This is a genomic window from Ruegeria jejuensis, from assembly GCF_041537905.1.
Lineage (GTDB): Bacteria > Pseudomonadota > Alphaproteobacteria > Rhodobacterales > Rhodobacteraceae > Ruegeria_C.
On the sequence record NZ_JBGRUO010000020.1, the window covers coordinates 25,181 to 42,543 of the forward strand.

General features: G+C 62.5%; 12 protein-coding genes. 4 read left to right on the plus strand and 8 right to left on the minus strand.

All coding sequences use genetic code 11. The features are described from left to right. Positions 1 to 55: 55 nt before the first annotated feature. The 4 genes from AB1E34_RS19645 (at position 56) to AB1E34_RS19660 (ending at position 4,877) form a co-directional block, all read left to right on the plus strand. Positions 56 to 1,477 carry a KpsE/RkpR family capsule polysaccharide export protein gene (locus AB1E34_RS19645; protein WP_372574014.1) on the plus strand — a complete coding sequence of 474 codons (1,422 nt, stop codon included), beginning with the start codon at positions 56 to 58 and terminating at the stop codon, positions 1,475 to 1,477. 34 nt (positions 1,478 to 1,511) lie between these two features. After that, positions 1,512 to 2,165: an ABC transporter ATP-binding protein gene (locus AB1E34_RS19650; protein ID WP_372574015.1), complete on the plus strand. Its 654-nt coding sequence runs from the start codon at positions 1,512 to 1,514 to the stop codon at positions 2,163 to 2,165. 184 nt (positions 2,166 to 2,349) lie between these two features. Continuing rightward, positions 2,350 to 3,366, plus strand: coding sequence for a hypothetical protein (locus AB1E34_RS19655; protein WP_372574016.1), 1,017 nt, complete (start codon positions 2,350 to 2,352; stop codon positions 3,364 to 3,366). Beyond that, complete coding sequence (locus AB1E34_RS19660; RefSeq protein ID WP_372574017.1) at positions 3,363 to 4,877, plus strand: glycosyltransferase; 1,515 nt, start codon at positions 3,363 to 3,365, stop codon at positions 4,875 to 4,877. The genes AB1E34_RS19655 and AB1E34_RS19660 overlap by 4 nt, the downstream gene beginning before the upstream one ends. On the opposite strand, the gene AB1E34_RS19665 is transcribed toward AB1E34_RS19660, so the two are convergent. The 8 genes from AB1E34_RS19665 to glf all read right to left on the minus strand — a co-directional run bounded on the left by AB1E34_RS19665 (position 4,858) and on the right by glf (position 17,289). Beyond that, positions 4,858 to 8,868, minus strand: a complete 4,011-nt coding sequence (locus AB1E34_RS19665; protein WP_372574018.1) for a glycosyltransferase family 2 protein — start codon at positions 8,866 to 8,868, stop codon at positions 4,858 to 4,860. The two genes, AB1E34_RS19660 and AB1E34_RS19665, sit on opposite strands and share 20 nt — an antisense overlap. A 112-nt stretch (positions 8,869 to 8,980) precedes the next feature. After that, complete coding sequence (locus AB1E34_RS19670; protein WP_372574019.1) at positions 8,981 to 10,861, minus strand: glycosyltransferase family 2 protein; 1,881 nt, start codon at positions 10,859 to 10,861, stop codon at positions 8,981 to 8,983. A gap of 23 nt (positions 10,862 to 10,884) precedes the next feature. After that, a complete protein-coding gene (locus AB1E34_RS19675; protein WP_372574020.1) occupies positions 10,885 to 11,655 on the minus strand; it encodes a hypothetical protein in 771 nt (256 codons plus the stop codon). A 72-nt stretch (positions 11,656 to 11,727) separates the two neighbouring features. Continuing rightward, the gene (locus tag AB1E34_RS19680; protein ID WP_372574021.1) at positions 11,728 to 13,173 is read right to left on the minus strand and encodes a mannose-1-phosphate guanylyltransferase/mannose-6-phosphate isomerase; all 1,446 of its coding nucleotides are present in this window, start codon (positions 13,171 to 13,173) and stop codon (positions 11,728 to 11,730) included. A 30-nt stretch (positions 13,174 to 13,203) separates the two neighbouring features. Continuing rightward, entirely contained in the window at positions 13,204 to 14,172 is a 969-nt protein-coding gene (gene fcl, locus AB1E34_RS19685; protein ID WP_372574022.1) for a GDP-L-fucose synthase, read from the minus strand. A gap of 4 nt (positions 14,173 to 14,176) precedes the next feature. Beyond that, positions 14,177 to 15,298 carry a GDP-mannose 4,6-dehydratase gene (gene gmd, locus AB1E34_RS19690; protein ID WP_372574023.1) on the minus strand — a complete coding sequence of 374 codons (1,122 nt, stop codon included), beginning with the start codon at positions 15,296 to 15,298 and terminating at the stop codon, positions 14,177 to 14,179. 97 nt (positions 15,299 to 15,395) lie between these two features. Continuing rightward, the gene (locus tag AB1E34_RS19695) at positions 15,396 to 16,106 is read right to left on the minus strand and encodes a sulfotransferase (protein ID WP_372574024.1); all 711 of its coding nucleotides are present in this window, start codon (positions 16,104 to 16,106) and stop codon (positions 15,396 to 15,398) included. Positions 16,107 to 16,143: 37 nt separating this feature from the next. Next, positions 16,144 to 17,289, minus strand: a complete 1,146-nt coding sequence (gene glf, locus AB1E34_RS19700) for a UDP-galactopyranose mutase (protein ID WP_372574025.1) — start codon at positions 17,287 to 17,289, stop codon at positions 16,144 to 16,146. Between the last annotated feature and the right edge of the window lie 74 nt (positions 17,290 to 17,363).

The following is a 17,363-nucleotide window of genomic DNA, read 5'->3' on the forward strand; positions in this document are numbered from 1 at the left end:
TTATGTAAGAAACAGATATGGAATTCAAATGCCTTCGGGTCGGAACAGGACGCGCATGACACAAGACGCAGATGCGAGCAAAGCAGGGGTCAAATCCGTGGACGGCGCAGAAAAGAAAGCCGGAGCATCTGGCCGGAAAAAAACGCGGAAACAGCCCGCGGCACAAGGCGGCAAACCCGCAGGACAGCCGAAACTGACCGCCGTTCCCAATCCGGGCCCGGGTGGAAAGTCGGGACAGGGTGGTGGACCAGCCGGTCCGGCCGCAGCGCGGCCGCAGCCTAAGCCGGGGGGGCAATCCGGGCCCAAAAAGCCGGTGCCGCAACCTCAGGTCACCGTGCGACCGCTGGCGCAGCCTGCCACCATGAAGCAGCGTCACTGGGGTCTGATGCTGAGTTTTGCGCTGATCGTGCTGCTGCCGCTGGTCGGGTTGACCTATTACCTCTGGACACAGGCCGAGGATCAGTATTCCTCCACCACTGCGTTCACGGTGCGCTCGGAAGAAGGCGGGTCGGCCTCGGACCTGCTGGGCGGGTTCGCGCAGTTTGCCACTGGCAGCAGTACCGGCGTGGACAGCGATATCCTCTATGAATTCATCCAGAGCCAGGAAATCGTCGAGGCGATCGATGCCCGGCTTGATCTGCGCGCCCATTACGCGACCTATTGGCCGCGGGACTGGATGTTCTCGATTTGGCCCGATGCCACGCTTGAGGATCTCGTCTGGTTCTGGCAGCGGATCGTGCGGATATCTTACGACCAGTCGACCGGGCTGATCGAATTGCGCGTGCTGGCCTTTGATCCCGATTTCGCGCAGCGGGTGGCAGAGGAAATCGTGCGCGAAAGCCAGGACATGATCAATGCGCTGAGTGATCAGGCCCGAGAGGATGCGATGCGCTATGCGCGCGAGGATCTGGACGAAACCATCATCCAGCTCAAAGCTGCGCGCGAGGCGCTGACCGAGTTTCGCACCCGCACCCGCATCGTCGATCCCGGGGCCGATATCCAGGGCCGCATGGGGGTAATGCACAATCTGCAACAGGCGCTGGCCGAGGCGCTGATCGCCCATGATCTGCTGCGCGGCACCACGCTGGAGAACGACCCGCGCCTGACCAATGCGCAGCGCCGGATCGATGTGATCCGCGAACGCATCGCCGCCGAGCGGCAGACCTTCGCCTCCGACAGCACCGAACTGGGCGCGGTGGGCGAGGATTACCCCTCGCTGATCGCCGAATATGAAAGCCTCAGCGTCGACCGTCAGTTTGCCGAGGAAACCTACCGGGTGGCGCTGACCGCGCTGGACGTGGCGCGCGACAATGCCGCTCGTCAGAGCCGCTATCTGGCCACCTATATCAAGCCGACCTTCGCGCAGAGCTCGGAGTTTCCGCGCCGCTTCATCCTGCTGGGACTGGCGGTGGTGTTCCTGGTGATGCTCTGGTCGATCCTGGCGCTGATCTATTACAGCATCCGGGACCGGGGCTGAGGGGCAGGGGCGTCATGTCGGAAAGAGCGGCGCCATGATCCGTTTCGAGAACCTGACCAAGAGCTTCCAGGTCCAGGGGCAGCGCCGGGTTGTCATCGACAATCTCAACGCCACCCTGCCCACGGGCAAGTCGCTGGCGCTGCTGGGGCGCAACGGAGCGGGCAAATCCACCCTGCTGCGGATGTTGGCCGGCACCATGCGCCCCGATAGCGGCCGCATCGTCAGCGATGGCCGCATTTCCTGGCCGGTGGGGTTTGGCGGGTCATTCCATGGCGATCTGACCGGCGCGCAGAATGTCCGCTTCATCGCCCGAATCTACGGCGTGGATACTGACAGCCTGCTGGCTTTTGTTGATGATTTCGCCGAGTTGGGGCGATATTTTCATATGCCGGTGCGCAGCTATTCCAGCGGCATGAAGTCGCGGCTGACTTTCGGTGCCTCAATGGGCATCCGGTTCGACACTTATCTGGTGGATGAGGTGACGGCGGTGGGCGACGTTTCGTTTCGCCGTAAAAGCCGTGCTTTGTTTGCCGAACGCATGCGCACCTCCAGCGCGATTCTGGTCAGTCACGAGATGGGACAGCTGCGGGCGTTCTGTGATGCAGGGATTGTGCTGGCCGATGGCCGGATTTCTTATTTTGATGACCTGGAAGAGGCAATTGAACTCCATCATGAATTGATGCAATGAACCCCGAGTTGTGTTGGTGACTCAATCAGCGGTCAAACCGCGCTGAGATTATCCGGCAATCTAACGGCATACAGCCTCCTGTTTTCAAGTGATTGGCAAGGCAGTGTTCAAAAGCAAGAAAAAGCAAAAAAAAACGCTCTACTTACATATAGGGCATTTCAAGACGGGAACCTCTGCCCTGCAGGTGTTTCTGGAGGAAAATCCGCGTTTGCTGGCCAAGCACGGGATTGAATATGTCGAGCATCGCCGGTGGTTTTGCAAGCATTCCTATCTTGCATTCTCGATCTATAAGGCGATCGGTGTGACCCGGTTGATGCACGGGTACCCCTTCAAGGACAGTCCCAGGGATGTATGGTCCGCGTTTTTTGATGCCGTCCGTGCCAGCCCACATCCGCGGTTGCTGGCCAGCACGGAAGAGTTGATGCGCGTGGGGGCCTATCCGGATGCTCAGAAAATCCTCTCTGAGGTCGCCGCGCTGGGGCAGGATATCGACATCCGGATCATCGCCTATCTGCGCCAGCCGCAGGCGCATCTTCAGTCCTGGTATAACCAACTGGTCAAAATGGGCGAGCCGGTTCTCGATTTCGATGAAACCGTGTACGGGATCATGGAGGAGGTGCATTTCGATTACGGGCTTGCGCTGAAGCCATGGATCGATGTGTTCGGCCCCGAGGCCGTCATCGTGCGCCCCTATGTGGAAGGCAGCAAGGATTCCAAGGCGCTTTATGCGGATTTTCTGTCCACTCTTGGGATCAGTTTGCCTGACAAAGGGGTTCGTTATCCCAAGCAAGACCCCAATCCAAGATTGTCAGCCGAAGAAATGGCGCTTGCGCAGATAATCGGGGGGGCAAACCTGCCAAAACCTGTGGCCGAGTGGACGCAAAAACGGGTCTCAAAGCTGCTTGATACTCAGGATAGCCTGCATATCCGCCCGCCTGTGACGCAGCAGGATATCACGACCCGTGCCGAGGCGGGGCTGCAGCTTTTGCGCAGCTTGCCCGGGAATGCGGTGGATGTGGACAGTTTCTGGAACGGGCTTACCCTCGACGAAGATCCGGCGCTGAAGGAGGCGCGGCAACTGACCAAATTTCTTCTGATGGAAATACATGCATTGCGGCAGCGTCTGAACAAGACGGAGATATCCGTCGAACAGCGAATAGAAGCGCTGGAAAACAGATTGAAACAAGATCTCAAAAAATGAAGATACTTTTTTACAACTGGGTCGATTACCTTGATGACGAAAAACGCGGCGGCGGGGTGTCGGTTTATCTGCGCAATCTGATGACGGCGCTTGGGTCTCGCAAGCAGGTCCAGCCGGTCTTTCTGTCCTCGGGCATCTCTTACGATCTTGTAGCAAGAAAACCCCGCTGGGAGCAGGTGCGGCACGGATCGAAGGAAAATAGCGAAAACCGCTACGAGATCGTCAATTCCGGCGTGCTGTCACCGTCGCATCATTCCTTTGGCAACCCGGCCCAGCTGACGCATGCGCCGACGCGGGATGCGTTTTTCGACTTTGTCAAAAAGACCGGCCCTTATGACGTGATCCATTTTCACAATCTCGAAGGGCTTCCTGCGGATGTGCTGGAGATCAAGGCCCGCTTTCCGGATACGAAAGTGATCCTGTCGCTGCATAATTATTACCCGGTCTGTCCGCAGGTGAATCTGTGGCATCAGGAAAAACGCGCCTGCAGCGATTTCAAGGGGGGGGCCAAATGCGGCAGCTGCCTGATCCACAAACATGACGAGCGGTTGATCCGGGCGGCCAATGCAGTGGCCTATCGGTTGAAACGCGCCGGTATCCGCCCCGGTATGCGCAGTTTCGACCTGCTGTTCCACCAATTGTTCCGGGTCGCGCACCGCACCGGCCGTCTTGTCGGCCGTCTGCAGCGCAGCTTGCGCCAAACGCCGGCTCTCACACCGGCGCGCGCCTCCGGTTTCGCCGAGCGGCGCCAGGGGTTTATCAATCAGATCAACACCCATTGCGATCTCGTACTGGGCGTCTCGGACAGGGTCTGCGAGATCGCGCGGAGCTACGGGGTGCGTCCCGAGATTCTGCACACCAGCTATATCGGCACCAAGCAGGCCGAAGCGTTTGTCGAGACCAAGCCTGCGGCGTCGCTCCCCAAGTCGAAGACCGCCCTGACGCTGGGGTTCCTGGGCTATATGCGCCGGGACAAGGGGTTCTTTTTCCTGCTGGACGCGCTGGAGGCGCTGCCGCCCGAACTGGCCGGGCAGGTGCGTCTGGTTGTGGCGGCGCGGCGCGGCGAGGGTGAGGCGATGCGACGGCTGGAACTGCTCAAGGTGCGGTTGGGTGGCGTGGCGCATCTGGATGGTTACAGCCATGACGGGCTGGACGATCTGCTGCGCGATGTGGATGTCGGGCTGATCCCGGTTCTGTGGGAGGATAACCTGCCCCAGGTCGCGATCGAGATGCATGCCCGCCACATTCCGCTGCTGACCAGCGACATGGGCGGCGCGCGCGAGTTGGCGGGCTGCCCTGACATGGTGTTTGTCGCCGGTGACACTGACAGTTTCGCCGATCGCATCCGTGCGCTTCTGGCGGGCGAGGTGGATATGGACCGCTATTGGCAGAACGCCCATGCCCCGCAGACCATGACGGGGCATCTGGGCGAGCTTAAGCGGCTCTATTCAGGGGAAAATACCCCGCGCTTGCAGGCAGAAGCGCCTGCCGTCAAAGCAGCCGCGCTTTGACGAATTCGCTGTCGGTCCAGGCAACGGACAGGTCCGGATCATAGATCCGGGCGCGCCCCTCAGAGCTCAGAGCCAGATATTTCCGGTATTCTTCGGCATTGTTGAAATGCTGGCGGCGGGCGACTTCGGCCTGTGCCTTGCGACGGAAATCGGAATTGTACTTAAAATGTCCGAACAGCAGTTCCCGTTCGGCAAGCCGTGCCCCGGCCACATAGTGCAGCCCGGCCGAGAGCCGTAGGAAGGGTGAATATCTAAACAGCGCGATCTTCTGGGCCACGAAGAGTTCATTGCGCGATCCCGGGATCAGCCGGTGGCGCACGGCGGATGTCCAGGTCGGCGCGTTGGAATAGGGACCACGGCCAAAGGAGTTGCGCAGGAACGGCTCGCGATCGGTGAAACCGGCCTCAGCAAAGGGATCACCGCTGGCGAAGGTGGCGGTGTCCAGATCGCCTTGGGGATACATGTCCAGCATGAAGATGCGCGCCGCCTCTGCATGTTCGAACGCGGGCGCCCGCAGCAGATCGGGCAGGCTTTGGCGTTGTGGCACCTGCCAGGTCAGCAACTCGTCCGCATCGGCAACAAGCGACCATTTCCCGGTGCGGAAATGCGCCATCAGCGCCTGTTGCCAGGCCACGCCGTAATGAGAGCGATTATAGTCCGTATCAACGGAGAACAGCGCCACATCAGGCTGCTCGGCCAGGTATTCCAGCGTGCCGTCGGTCGAGCAATTGTCAGCGATCAGAAAGCTTTCGACCCCTAACGCGCGATAGTGGGCGAGAAAATGCGGCAGCATGAACATTTCGTTGCGCATCGCCGCCACCACCGCCACGGGTGCCTCGCGGGCCGGGCCGAGCCGGGCGGCATCACTCACCATCTCCAGCGCGTTGGTCTGTTCGCCGAGACTGGCGCGTTGATAGCTGGGCCAGATCTTTTTGGGAAACAGGCCCGGCTGGTCCAGGCGGCGGTTTGCCTCTACCTGCGTGGCGGAGTCATCCAGATGCACCAGCTTGACCGGAGCGGTCCGGCTGGCGTCAAAGCCGTTGAGCCAGCGCGATACCGCGATGCCGCCGGGCTGCGCACGGCGGCGGATCGAGATATGGTAATCCTCGTTGGCGGGTGCGATGCCGCCCAGGGCCAGCAGATCGCCCACCAGCTTGTCCTCCATGAAGGACACCTGGATCAGGGCCTGGCCGGTCGTGCTTGCGGCGGTCTTCAGCAGGGTTGCCATGGCGTGCCGGCTGAGCGCATATCCCGATCCGCCATCGCAATAGCTGGATGGCTCGGGGGATTTGTCGAATTCCAGCCGTCCCCGGTCCGAGGTGGATTTGGTGCAATGCCAGGCCCGGTCCATCTGCCCCGCGCTTCGGGTCAGGGTGCGACCGTAATAGTCGAATTTCCGGAAGCTCAGAGACTGGAAATATTCCTCGGGGTTGAGGAAGCAGTCATCGTCGATCTTCAGCATATGAGCAAAGGTGGTGTTGTCATGCACCCAGCGGATGGCGGCCAGGCTTTTCTGCGGCAGCCCCTCGTAATCATCCGGCGCATCCAGGTGCAGGATGTCACCCTCGATGGTGCCGTCCCCGTCACCAGCAACGATCAGATAGGGCACGCCCAATGCCTCCAGCCGCGAGAGCCAGCCCGCCCGCAATTGCGGAATGCGGCGGTCGAGATTGGCGCGGCATGAGATCACAAGAACCAATGTGTCAAAGAGCGGATTGACCGGCCCGAGCGGGAGGGCAGGGGGCACATCCGCGGTGGCAGCAGAGATCCCCAATGCGGCGAGGCTGGCCGTTGCGTTGATCTGACCTGCTGCTGCGCGTCGGCGCAGGGCGTGCAGGGGCATCGCCAGAGCCGGGGTTCGGGCCGGGTCAGCAGGATCGGATTTCTTTGTTTCAGCCCTGTGCAGAGCCTGTTTCAGCCAGGTTTTCAGACAGTCTGCCGACCTGTCGGCCCCGGCATCAAGCAGCCCGTTCAGAAGCCCCAGGGCCGCGCCTGCGCCGATCCAATGGGCGGCGGCATCGGTGAGCCGGTCGAGGTCTGGCAACAGCGCGGCGCAGCCCTCCTGCGGGTCATCCCCGGCACGGGCGGCGGCCAGTAGCTCCATGGCGCGGCGGCTGGTGGTGCATTGCAGCGCATAATGTGGAGCCCTGTCGACAAGATTGGGCAGGCTCGCGCGGCTGAGGCGGACAGTTTCCTCCAGTGCGGGTTCCGCCGGAGGGCTATCCGGCGCCGCCAGGTGACGCAGCGCCGCCTCGGTCGGATCAAGCCCGGCCCGCAGCAGGGCGGCCACGGTGGGGGCCTCGGGGCCGGGCAGCCCGGCCGGGCCGAACAGGTCACGCCGGATCCGCGATGCGTCGGGGCACCCGACGCGGTCGAACAGGGCCAGCGCGTCGGCCTGCATCCCGGGCGTGCTGCCGGGGTTGGTCAGCACTGCAAACGCGTCCCGGGCCACGGTCAGCTGCGGTGAGATTGCAACATCGCGCTCTGCGATCCGGGTCCAGAACAAGCGGGACATCCCATAAGTCTGCAGAACCGTCGCTTCGATCCAGGGGTGGAGACGCGGGTTGAGGCGCGGACAATCGGCGATCAGAGAGATGGCGGCCTTGGTCAACTGGGCGCAGGGGGTTCTTTGCCAATAATCCCCGGAGCGCCGGTTCAGGAAGCCGATAAAGGCGTTGATGATCTTCTCGCGCTCGGCGTTGGTTACCTTCGGGTCGGCGAGGGCGGCGCGGATGGTCCAGGCCAGCGGCGGTGTCATGATCCAGCGCTCGGTCTCATCGACCAGTTGTTGCAGAAGCTGGCAGAGCTGGTCGATCCGCAAATCTCGCAGCAGATAGGGCAGCAATCCGGAATTGAACCAGGCATCCTCGCCGGGTGGCACCGCGGCCATGTCGGTATGTGCCTGCGCGTGGGCATACAGCAGATCGAAGGCATCGCGCCGACAGAACGGCTCGGCCAGCGCGGCGTAAAATAGCGGGCGCATGGCTTCTGGCGGCGGCGTCAGCCCCTCCAGCAGCCGGGACAGGGCGTCGGGGGTATCTGCCTTGTTCAGAGCCTGTGCAACACTGGCCAGCATCTCTTGCAGCGTGGTGTCTTCGGGCGCTGGCGTGCTCGGCAGGGGCGGGTCGTCGGGCTGGTCGCCGGGGGCCAGGAACCGGTCGAGGCCCAATTGGTCGGCCAGGCGCATCAGCCGGTCGTGCAGTGGCGGTTCCAGCAGCGCGGCGATGCCGGAAAACCGTGCATGTTCGATGATCTGCGTGGCCAGCACCGGGTCTCCCGCCAGATCGCCGGTTTCCAGGGCGGCCTGCACCTGTGCGAGCAGCCCTGCCCGGTGCAGGACCTGTTGCGCGCGTACCGTATCCGCCTGCATGATCCGCACCGTCAACGGGGCCTCGTCCGTACAGCCCTGCCAGACCCGGCCCGGCAGAACCGACCACAGGGCCGTGCCAGCGGGGTCTGTCGAGGTGATCAGCGCCGGCGCGGGCGAGAGACCGTCGATTTCCAGCCGCAGGTCTCCGGGCCGGTATTGGCGATCCAGCCGTCCGCGCAGGTCCAGGCGCGGGGTCAGGGTCAGGCCAGGGCCTTCGACGCCCTTATGCGCCATGTCGATCGTGCTGGCCTGGATTCCGCCCTGATAGTCGACGAGTGCGATTTGCCCCAGATCCGGAAAGCGCGGCCGTCCGATCCGGGCGCCGAAGCGAAAGATTTTCCGCCCGTTGAGAAACACGCTTATGCGGGGCGGATCAAAGCGCAACTCGACCTTGTTGCCATCGGGGTTGAGTGTCACCTGCTGGTGGATTTCCTTTTCCCATGTGTCGTGCCCGTCACCGCGGCGGTTGCAGACGGCAAGGCCGCCCTCTTGGCGCAACGACAGGTGAAACAGGATGCGTTGACGGTCGGCGTCGAAAAACGAGATGTTGGCATAAGGATGCCGGATGAAATCGGCGCGGTAGGACAGAGCGGAAAACCGGTTGGTGGAAAAGATGAGCATTCCGCTGGGGATCCTGGGGCAAATGATGGAGATTATGCCCCCGTGTTTGCCCGGCGCGTGGGGCAGATGCAATGGCGTTTGTCGCGCTGATCTGGCCCGATGCCAGCGCGGATCAGGGCCGGGGTGCCGACGGTGTCACCAAGTCGTAGATTGCAGTCGAGAGATAGGGGTCGAACGGACCGGATTGCCACAACCAGCGGCGCTGGCGCAGTTCTCTGATTGCTTCAAACCGGAACCGGCTCCGCTGTTTCGCAGAGAGGTCGGAAAAGCTCCAAACTTCCCACAAAGCCCTTGTATAGAGCCGTTTTGCCCAATTTTTGGGCAAGGCATCCCGAATTTCCTGCGGCCAGCTTTCCCAGGCGTTGTCCAACATCCGGGCCAGGGTGGCAGGGGGAACCTGAGCGGTCCAGAGTTGGCGGCATTCCGCGGCTTCGGCGCCTTCCGCGCCGGGCCAGGCGAAATAGAGCGTTTTGCGGGCGCTCAGCGCCGCGCCGATGCCGATCTGCCAGTCCGACCGTGTGCCGCAGCCAAAGCGCAGGCCATGGGCGTTCAGAAAGCTGCGGCGGAAGATCTTGGCGGTGGGGTAGCAATGCAGCGCCAGCGCCCGGTCGGCATTCAGGGGCAGGGGGCCGGTCTCGGGGGCGGCGGTTCCCAGCAGCGCCATGTCGTGAAAGCCCTGATGCACCGGGCTGTCCTCCCGCCGGCCCATACGGAATTGCGACAGGCCAAGATCGGCCTTTTCGCGCAACATGCTGTCGGTCCAGCGGGCCAGCGCGTCGGGTAACAGCCTGTCACCGGCATCGGCAAAGACCACCAGCTCGCCGCGCGCCTGCGTCAGCCCGGTGTTGCGGGCAGGGCCCGGTCCGGGCCTGTCGCTGCACAGCCCGCGCACGCCGTGCAGCCCTGCCTCGCAGGCAAGATCCGCCCCCCGTGCTGCCGTGGCCGCGTCATCGGCCACGATCAGGGTCTCGAACCCGGCCTGGCTTTGCTGCGCCAGTGTGGCGGCGGTGACGCGTAACGGATCGTCCTGTCCATCCCAGGGGATGATCACGCTGAGCGGGCAGGTGCCGGTCAGTTCCAGCGCCCAACCGGGGGGCAGATCGGGGCCGGGCCGGGGCGGCAGGCCCTGGGCGGCCAGCCAGTCCCGGGCAGCGGTCAAGAAACGGGTGCGACGACCGGGGTCGTGCAGAATGGTGCCGCGTTCGTAAAACAGCCGATGCGCCAGCCGGGCCAGCGCCTGTGTGCCGCTGGGTTTTTCCGCCCCCGCCATCAGACCGGCCAGCGTGTCGAGCACCGTGATCTGGTCAAAGACTTGGTCGCTATCGCTGGTGGTGATCTGTCCGGCGCGGCCGCGGGTCTGCAGATAGAGCGGCTCGGGCAGATGCAGCAGCGTCTGCGTCCGCGCCGCCGCGCGCAGGAAAAAGGCGTGATCCTCGTACCAGGTGCCCTCGTCATAGCGCAGCCCCTCGATCAGCGAGCGGCGATAGAGCTTGTTCCAGGCCGAGGGGAAATGCGCGATCACCTCGTCCCAGGTGCCCAGCGGCCAGAGGCGTGGCCCGGCATCCGGGGCCAGAACCGGCGCGTCATGGATGGTGGAATGGGTGTCGCTGCCGCCATCAGCATACATGTTGCGCAGCCCGCAGGCGACCCAGTCGGCGCCGCTTTGGACAAGGGCGGCGTGCATGTGGTCCAGAAACTCGGGCGCATAGCGGTCATCGCCGTCGAGAAAGGCAATAAATGCGCCTTTCGCCTTGTTCAGACCCACATTGCGGGCCCCGGACAGCCCCCTGTTTTCCTGCCGGATCACCTGGAACCGTGTATCCCCATCGATGGCGGCGCGCAGCCGGTCGGGGCTGTCATCACTCGAGCCGTCATCGATGACGATCGCCTCGAAATCGGTGAAGCTCTGGTCGCGCAGGCTGGTCAGGCAGGCACCGATATGGTCCTGCACATTGTGGACCGGTACGATGACAGAGATCTGCGGCGGTGTCATGAAAGGTCAGTGCCGGCGCCGGATCAGGTGCTGCACAGGAGCGACGGGAGCTCGACGAGCCGCTCTTTCACCTGGCCGACCCCCTTGAACTGGTTGTACCTGTCGCGGGTTTTCTGATCGCCGCGCGTTCGAACCATGTCCATGATCTCGGTGGTCTGATCCGCGCTCAGCACCTGTCCGAGTCCGGCAAAAACCCGTTCAAGGCTCTGCCGCGTCACCATTTCATCGTTGGCGTAAAGCTCTTCGAACGAGATCGGGATCGGGGCGGCACCGGCGGCTTCCAGCGCGGTCCAGACCCGGTTCAGACGGGTGTTCGCCATCGTCTCGTGGCGGATTGCGGCGTCGGCGTCCAGCGGCGTTTCCATGGCGTCCGAGATGTCCTTGCCCGCGGCCGCCTGCGCCTGCCTGGGGCCCCAGGTGGAGGTTCTGCGGGCATATTCCCGGGACAGGATGCGTTCCAGCGGGTTGCGGCGATAGAGGAAGATATGGCTGTAGCCGTAGCTGAGCGTGACCTCGGTCAGAACCTCATTGACCGGCCATGGCACCAGTTCGACGCAATGTTTGAAATTATGGGGCTGGGCACAGACCGCTCCGATATCCCGCCGCAGCGCGTCGGTGTCCTTGCTGCGTTTCCAGGCTTCGGTCAGGTGGCCCTGTTCCCGGCCGGGATTGAACGCCTCGTCCTGCAGTCTGGGGCAGTCGGACAGGTGGTTGAGGCAATGGTTGAAGTTTGTCCCGCCGGTTCGCTGCAGGGTCCAGATGACAAAGGGGGCCTGTATTCTGGGGAGTGTCATTGGGGGCCGTACTCCGATTTGGTTTTGTGGTTTCCGCCATGATCCTGCGGGGGCGGAAACGGGGTGGGCAGGTCAGGTGCGCGCATAGACATCCTCGTAGCGGATGATGTCATCCTCGCCCAGATAGGTGCCGGTCTGCACCTCGATCAGCACCATCGGCACCTTGCCGGGGTTTTCCATCCGGTGCACCGCGCCCAGCGGGATATAGACCGACTGGTTCTCGGTCACCAACCGCACCTCGTCATCCACGGTGACCTTGGCGGTGCCTTCCACCACGATCCAGTGTTCGGAGCGGTGATGGTGGCTCTGCAAGCTCAGCGCCGCGCCAGGGGTCACATGGATGCGCTTGACCTGGAACCGCTCGCCCACCACCAGGCTTTCATACCAGCCCCAGGGGCGGTAATCGCGCGGCAGGGTTTCGGCCTGGGGCACGCCCTTGGCCTTCAGCGCGGCGACCGCCTGCTTGACCTCCTGCGCGCGATCCTTGTGTGCCACCAGCACCGCGTCTGGCATGGCCACGGCGATCACATCGCTCAGCCCGATGCCGACCAGTTCCTGCGCCTCGGATTCGGCTCTGAGCAGGGTGTTTTCGCATTCAAGCGCGGTGGAGGGCCCCGAGGTGACAACACCTGCCGCATCCGGACCGCTGTCGCGCCAGACCGCGTCCCAGCCGCCCAGATCGGACCAGGCCCCGCCATAGGGCATCACGGTCAGATTGTCGGACTTCTCCATTACCGCATAATCGATCGAGATATCGTCGAGCGCCGCCCAAGGATCGGGGGCCAGCCGGGTGAAACCCAGATCACGCTCGGCCCCGTCAACGGCGGCGCGTGTGCCCGCCAGCATCTCGGGCGCGTGGGTTTCAAAGGCAGCGATCAGCGTGGTGGTCGAGAACAGGAAGATGCCGGCATTCCACAGGTGCTGCCCGCCCTCCAGCATGGCCTGCGCGGTGGCGGCGTCGGGCTTCTCGACAAACCCCTTCAGCACTTGCGGGACCGGAGAGAACTCCACATCCGGCGCATCAGACAGTTCCAGCCAGCCATAGCCGATCTCGGCCCGGTCGGGGCGAATGCCGAAGGTGACGATGCGGCCTGCCTGCGCGGCCGGTGCCGCTGCCTGCACCACGTCGCGGAACCGCGCGGCATCGGGGATCACGTGATCGGCGGGCGCCACCAGCATCAGCGCGCCGGGCGCGCGCGCCTCAAGCGCCAATGCCGCCGCCAAGATCGCGGGGGCGGTGTTGCGGCCCTCAGGCTCGATCAGGATGGCGGCGGGGGCGATTTCCACCGCGGCCAGTTGTTCGGTGACGATGAAGCGGAAATCGGACCCGGTGATCGCCATCGGCGCGGCAAAACCCGGCCCCGACAGCCTGCGTGCTGAGGCCTGGAACAAGCTTTCGGCACCGGTCAATCGGGCGAATTGCTTGGGATAGCTCTTGCGCGACAGCGGCCAGAGCCGCGTGCCCGACCCACCACAAAGCAGCAGGGGATGAATATCCGGGGTCAGATCGTCGGTCATATGCTCAAAATCCCAAAAGCGTCGCGGGTATTACCGCCGGAATGTGTCCTGATTTGCAAGGAACCAGCGATAGGTCTCGGCCAATCCCTGCTCTAGCGTGACCCGCGCGCGCCAGCCCATATCGCTCAGGCGTGAGACATCCATCAGCTTGCGCGGGGTGCCGTCCGGTTTCGATGGATCGGTGGCGATGCGGCCCTGAAACCCGGTCACCTGGGCCACCATGCCTGCAAGGTCCAGAATACTGACATCGCTGCCGGTGCCCACGTTGATATGGCTCAACATAGGCTCTGTATTGGCGTCATAGACGTCTTTTGGCAGGTCGAGCACGAACAGGGACGCCTCGGCCATGTCGTCCACATGCAGAAATTCGCGGCGGGGCGTGCCGCTGCCCCAGATGCCGACCTCTTGTGCGCCATTCTGGGCGGCCTCATGGAAGCGGCGGATCAGCGCGGGCAACACATGAGAGTTCTCGGGGTGGAAATTATCGCCCGGCCCGTAAAGGTTGGTGGGCATCACCGAGCGGTAATCGCGGCCATATTGCCGGTTGTAGCTTTCGCACAGCTTGATGCCGGCGATCTTGGCGATGGCATAGGGCTCGTTGGTGGGCTCCAGCGTGCCGGTCAGCAGCGCGTCCTCACTCATCGGTTGCGGCGCCAGCTTGGGGTAGATGCAGCTTGATCCCAGTTGCAGCAAAGTCTGCACCCCCGCCTCATGAGCGGCATGGATCACGTTGCACTGGATCATCAGATTGTCATGGATGAATTCGGCCGGATAACTGTTATTGGCCACGATCCCGCCGACCTTTGCGGCGGCCAGCACCACTTGGTCGGGGCGCTCTGAGCGGAAGAATTCGCGCACCTGCGCGCTGTCGGTCAGGTCCAGTTCGGCATGGGTGCGGGTGATCAGGGTCAGGTCCTCGCCCGTATCCCGACGCGCCTGCAGCTGGCGCAAGATGGCGCCGCCCACCATGCCGCGATGGCCGGCCACATAGATCTTCATGGCGCTACCCCTCGACCGAGACCGGCACGTCCATGCCGTGTTCCTTCAGCAACGCGTGGCGGCGGGCGGTCTTGAGATCCTCGCGCACCATCTCGGCGCACATCTCCTGCACGGTGATCTCGGGCTCCCAACCCAGCTTCTGCTTGGCCTTGGAGGGATCGCCCAGCAGTGTTTCCACCTCGGCGGGGCGGAAATAGCGCGGATCGATGCGCATGATCACGTCGCCCACGTTCAGGGCAGGGGCGTCGTCCCCCTCGATCGCGGTAACGGTGGCGATCTCGTCGGTGCCCTCGCCGGTGAATTCCAGTGTCACCCCCAGTTCCGCCGCCGACCAGGCGATGAACTGGCGGACGGAATATTGCTTGCCGGTGGCGATGACGAAATCTTCGGGGCTGTCCTGCTGCAGCATCATCCACTGCATACGCACGTAATCCTTGGCATGCCCCCAGTCGCGCAGAGAGTCGATATTGCCCATATAGAGACACTCTTCGAGGCCTTGCGCGATATTGGCCAGGCCGCGGGTGATCTTGCGGGTCACGAAGGTTTCGCCGCGCCGCGGGCTTTCATGGTTAAACAGGATGCCGTTGCAGGCATACATGCCGTAAGCCTCGCGGTAATTGACCGCGATCCAGTAGGAATAAAGCTTGGCCACCGCGTAAGGGCTGCGCGGATGGAACGGCGTGGTCTCGCGCTGGGGCGTTTCCTGCACCAGCCCGTACAGTTCGGAAGTCGAGGCCTGATAGAAGCGGGTTTTATTCTCCAGCCCCAGAAAGCGGATCGCCTCCAGCAGGCGCAGCGTGCCCATCGCGTCCACATCGGCGGTGTATTCCGGGGCCTCGAAACTGACCGCCACATGGGATTGCGCGCCCAGGTTATAGACCTCGTCGGGTTCTACCTCACGCATGATGCGGGTGAGGTTCGAACTGTCGCTCAGATCGCCGTAATGCAGGCGGAACCTGGCGTGATCGGTCTGCGGGTCCTCATAGATGTGATCGACCCGCTGGGTGTTGAAAGACGAGGCGCGGCGTTTGATGCCATGGACCTCATAGCCCTTTTCCAGCAGGAACTCGGCCAGATAAGACCCATCCTGCCCGGTGACGCCGGTAATCAATGCCTTTTTGGTCATTCAGATCATCCTGTGTTGCGGCAGGATCGCGCGCCGAAAGCCCGGTCTTTGCCATTGCATACATGCCCTACCGCCTCGGAGAGAGGCTTGCAACGGGCTAGGATGGGCTGGGATTTGCCGGGCCGCGCGGCCCTTTGGCGTGTTCCAGCGGCTTGGAAAAGATCGAGGCTACCGCCTCTGCATCATAGTCATAGCCGAGAAAGGCGAACAACTTGGCAATCTTGGAATGGTCGGCCACGTAATCGTCGTAATGCATCAGGATGGTCCGGTCCGATGACGCGTCATACCGCGCGAAACGGTCGTCGCAGGCCCGGATTTTGGCTTTGGTCTTTTTCGGGTCCTGCCGGGCGAACCACCCCGATTTGGCCACATCCTCGACGTTGCGTGTGTTGAAGACGATTTTGGCGTCTGGAAAACTTTCCAGCAGGAAATCCATGTAGGTGGTGAACTGGAAGTCGGTCATGCTGGTTGGCGCGTGCCGGATTTCCTTGAACCCCAGCACCGTTTTTCCGTCATCCGGGCGCAGGACATGGCTCACGAAAGCATTGAGAAGGGTGTTGCGGTACATGAGCGGTTGCAAATCGCCAGCCCCGTACCAGGGTTCATCCGGGTTCGATATCCGTCTGTTGCGCGACAATCTCTTGGTCTTGCTGACGGTGCGGATGGTCTGGTGCAGGTGAAACAGCGCGTTGTAGTTTTCACCGCGGATCTGCACGCCGTTCAGCGAGTTCAGCAGGCTTTGCATCAAGGTCGACCCGGACCGGCCATAGGTCACGATGAAGAGATAGCTATAGTCTTTGTAATTCATGTGACCTCACCGGGTTGAACGCGACACCACTGCGTTTTCAGAGCGGGGATTTGACAAAGGCTGGCATCGCGCTGCCCTCTGTCGTGTGGTCCAGAAATGCCCGCGCGGTATCCAGCGCCTCGCGGATGGTCACATCCATGTCGAGATAGCGATAGGTGCCCAGTCGGCCCACGAAGGTGACACCGGGCGTCGCTTCGGCGAGCGCCACGTAATCGGTCAGCAGCGCTTTTTCCTCAACCAGCCGGATCGGATAATAGGGGATGTCATCCGCGCTGCATTCGCGCGCATATTCGCGGTAGCAGACGGTGCCCTCATGGCTTTCCCAGGGGCTGAAATGCTTGTGCTCGGTGATCCGGGTCCAGGGCGTGTCGCGGTCACCGTAATTCATCACCGCGCAGCCCTGATAATCGCCCTGACCGCTGAAGCGTTCGAAATCCAGCGTCCGGTAGCCCAGCCGCCCCAGCCGGTAGTCGAAATAGCCATCCAGCGGGCCGGAATAGAACACGTGGTCATAATCGGAGGCAGTATCGGGGTCGAACATCGTGTCCAGGTGTACGGTGATGCCGGGATGGTCCAGAATAGCCTCTATCATGGGCGTATAACCGTTTTCCGGCATGCCCTGGAAGCGGTGAAAGAAATAGTTGTCGTCATAGTTGAACCGCACCGGCAGGCGCTTGAGGATCGCGGCGGGCAGATCTTTGGGCGAACAGCCCCATTGCTTTTCGGTATAGCCCTTGAAGAAGGCCTCGTAGAGGTCGGGGCCGACAAAGCGCAGCGCCTGTTCCTCGAAACTCTGAGGGTCGGTGATCGAGGTGTCGGCCTGGGTTTCCAGAAACGCCCGCGCCTCGTCCGGCCGCAGCGTCTTGCCATAGAACTGATTGATCGTATGCAGGTTGATCGGCAGCGAATAGACCGCCCCCTGCGAGGTGGTTTTCACCCGGTTCTTGTAGGGCAGGAAACGGGTGAAGGCGTTGACGTAATTCCAGACCTCTTCATCGTCGGTGTGAAAGATGTGCGGGCCGTAGACATGCACCATCACACCGGTTTCCGCATCCCGTTCCGTGTGGCAATTGCCACCGATATGGGAGCGTCCGTCAAGGATGGTGATGCGATGGCCCTGCTCGGCCAGGTTGCGTCCGATCACGGCTCCGGACAGGCCGGCTCCGACGAGAAGTAGATTCATGAAAAGCACCGCGATGGTTGAAAAGTGATGTCGCGGGGGTTCTCGCAGACCGGTTCGGGGAATTCAATACGTCG

Excerpts from the sequence above, each read along its gene's own strand:
- AB1E34_RS19645 (WP_372574014.1), top strand. The coding sequence starts at position 56 with ATGACACAAGACGCAGATGCGAGCAAAGCAGGGGTCAAATCCGTGGAC.
- AB1E34_RS19650 (WP_372574015.1), top strand. The coding sequence starts at position 1,512 with ATGATCCGTTTCGAGAACCTGACCAAGAGCTTCCAGGTCCAGGGGCAG.
- AB1E34_RS19660 (WP_372574017.1), top strand. The coding sequence starts at position 3,363 with ATGAAGATACTTTTTTACAACTGGGTCGATTACCTTGATGACGAAAAA.
- AB1E34_RS19665 (WP_372574018.1), bottom strand. The coding sequence starts at position 8,868 with ATGCTCATCTTTTCCACCAACCGGTTTTCCGCTCTGTCCTACCGCGCC.
- AB1E34_RS19670 (WP_372574019.1), bottom strand. The coding sequence starts at position 10,861 with ATGACACCGCCGCAGATCTCTGTCATCGTACCGGTCCACAATGTGCAG.
- AB1E34_RS19675 (WP_372574020.1), bottom strand. The coding sequence starts at position 11,655 with ATGACACTCCCCAGAATACAGGCCCCCTTTGTCATCTGGACCCTGCAG.
- AB1E34_RS19680 (WP_372574021.1), bottom strand. The coding sequence starts at position 13,173 with ATGACCGACGATCTGACCCCGGATATTCATCCCCTGCTGCTTTGTGGT.
- fcl (WP_372574022.1), bottom strand. The coding sequence starts at position 14,172 with ATGAAGATCTATGTGGCCGGCCATCGCGGCATGGTGGGCGGCGCCATC.
- gmd (WP_372574023.1), bottom strand. The coding sequence starts at position 15,298 with ATGACCAAAAAGGCATTGATTACCGGCGTCACCGGGCAGGATGGGTCT.
- AB1E34_RS19695 (WP_372574024.1), bottom strand. The coding sequence starts at position 16,106 with ATGAATTACAAAGACTATAGCTATCTCTTCATCGTGACCTATGGCCGG.
- glf (WP_372574025.1), bottom strand. The coding sequence starts at position 17,289 with ATGAATCTACTTCTCGTCGGAGCCGGCCTGTCCGGAGCCGTGATCGGA.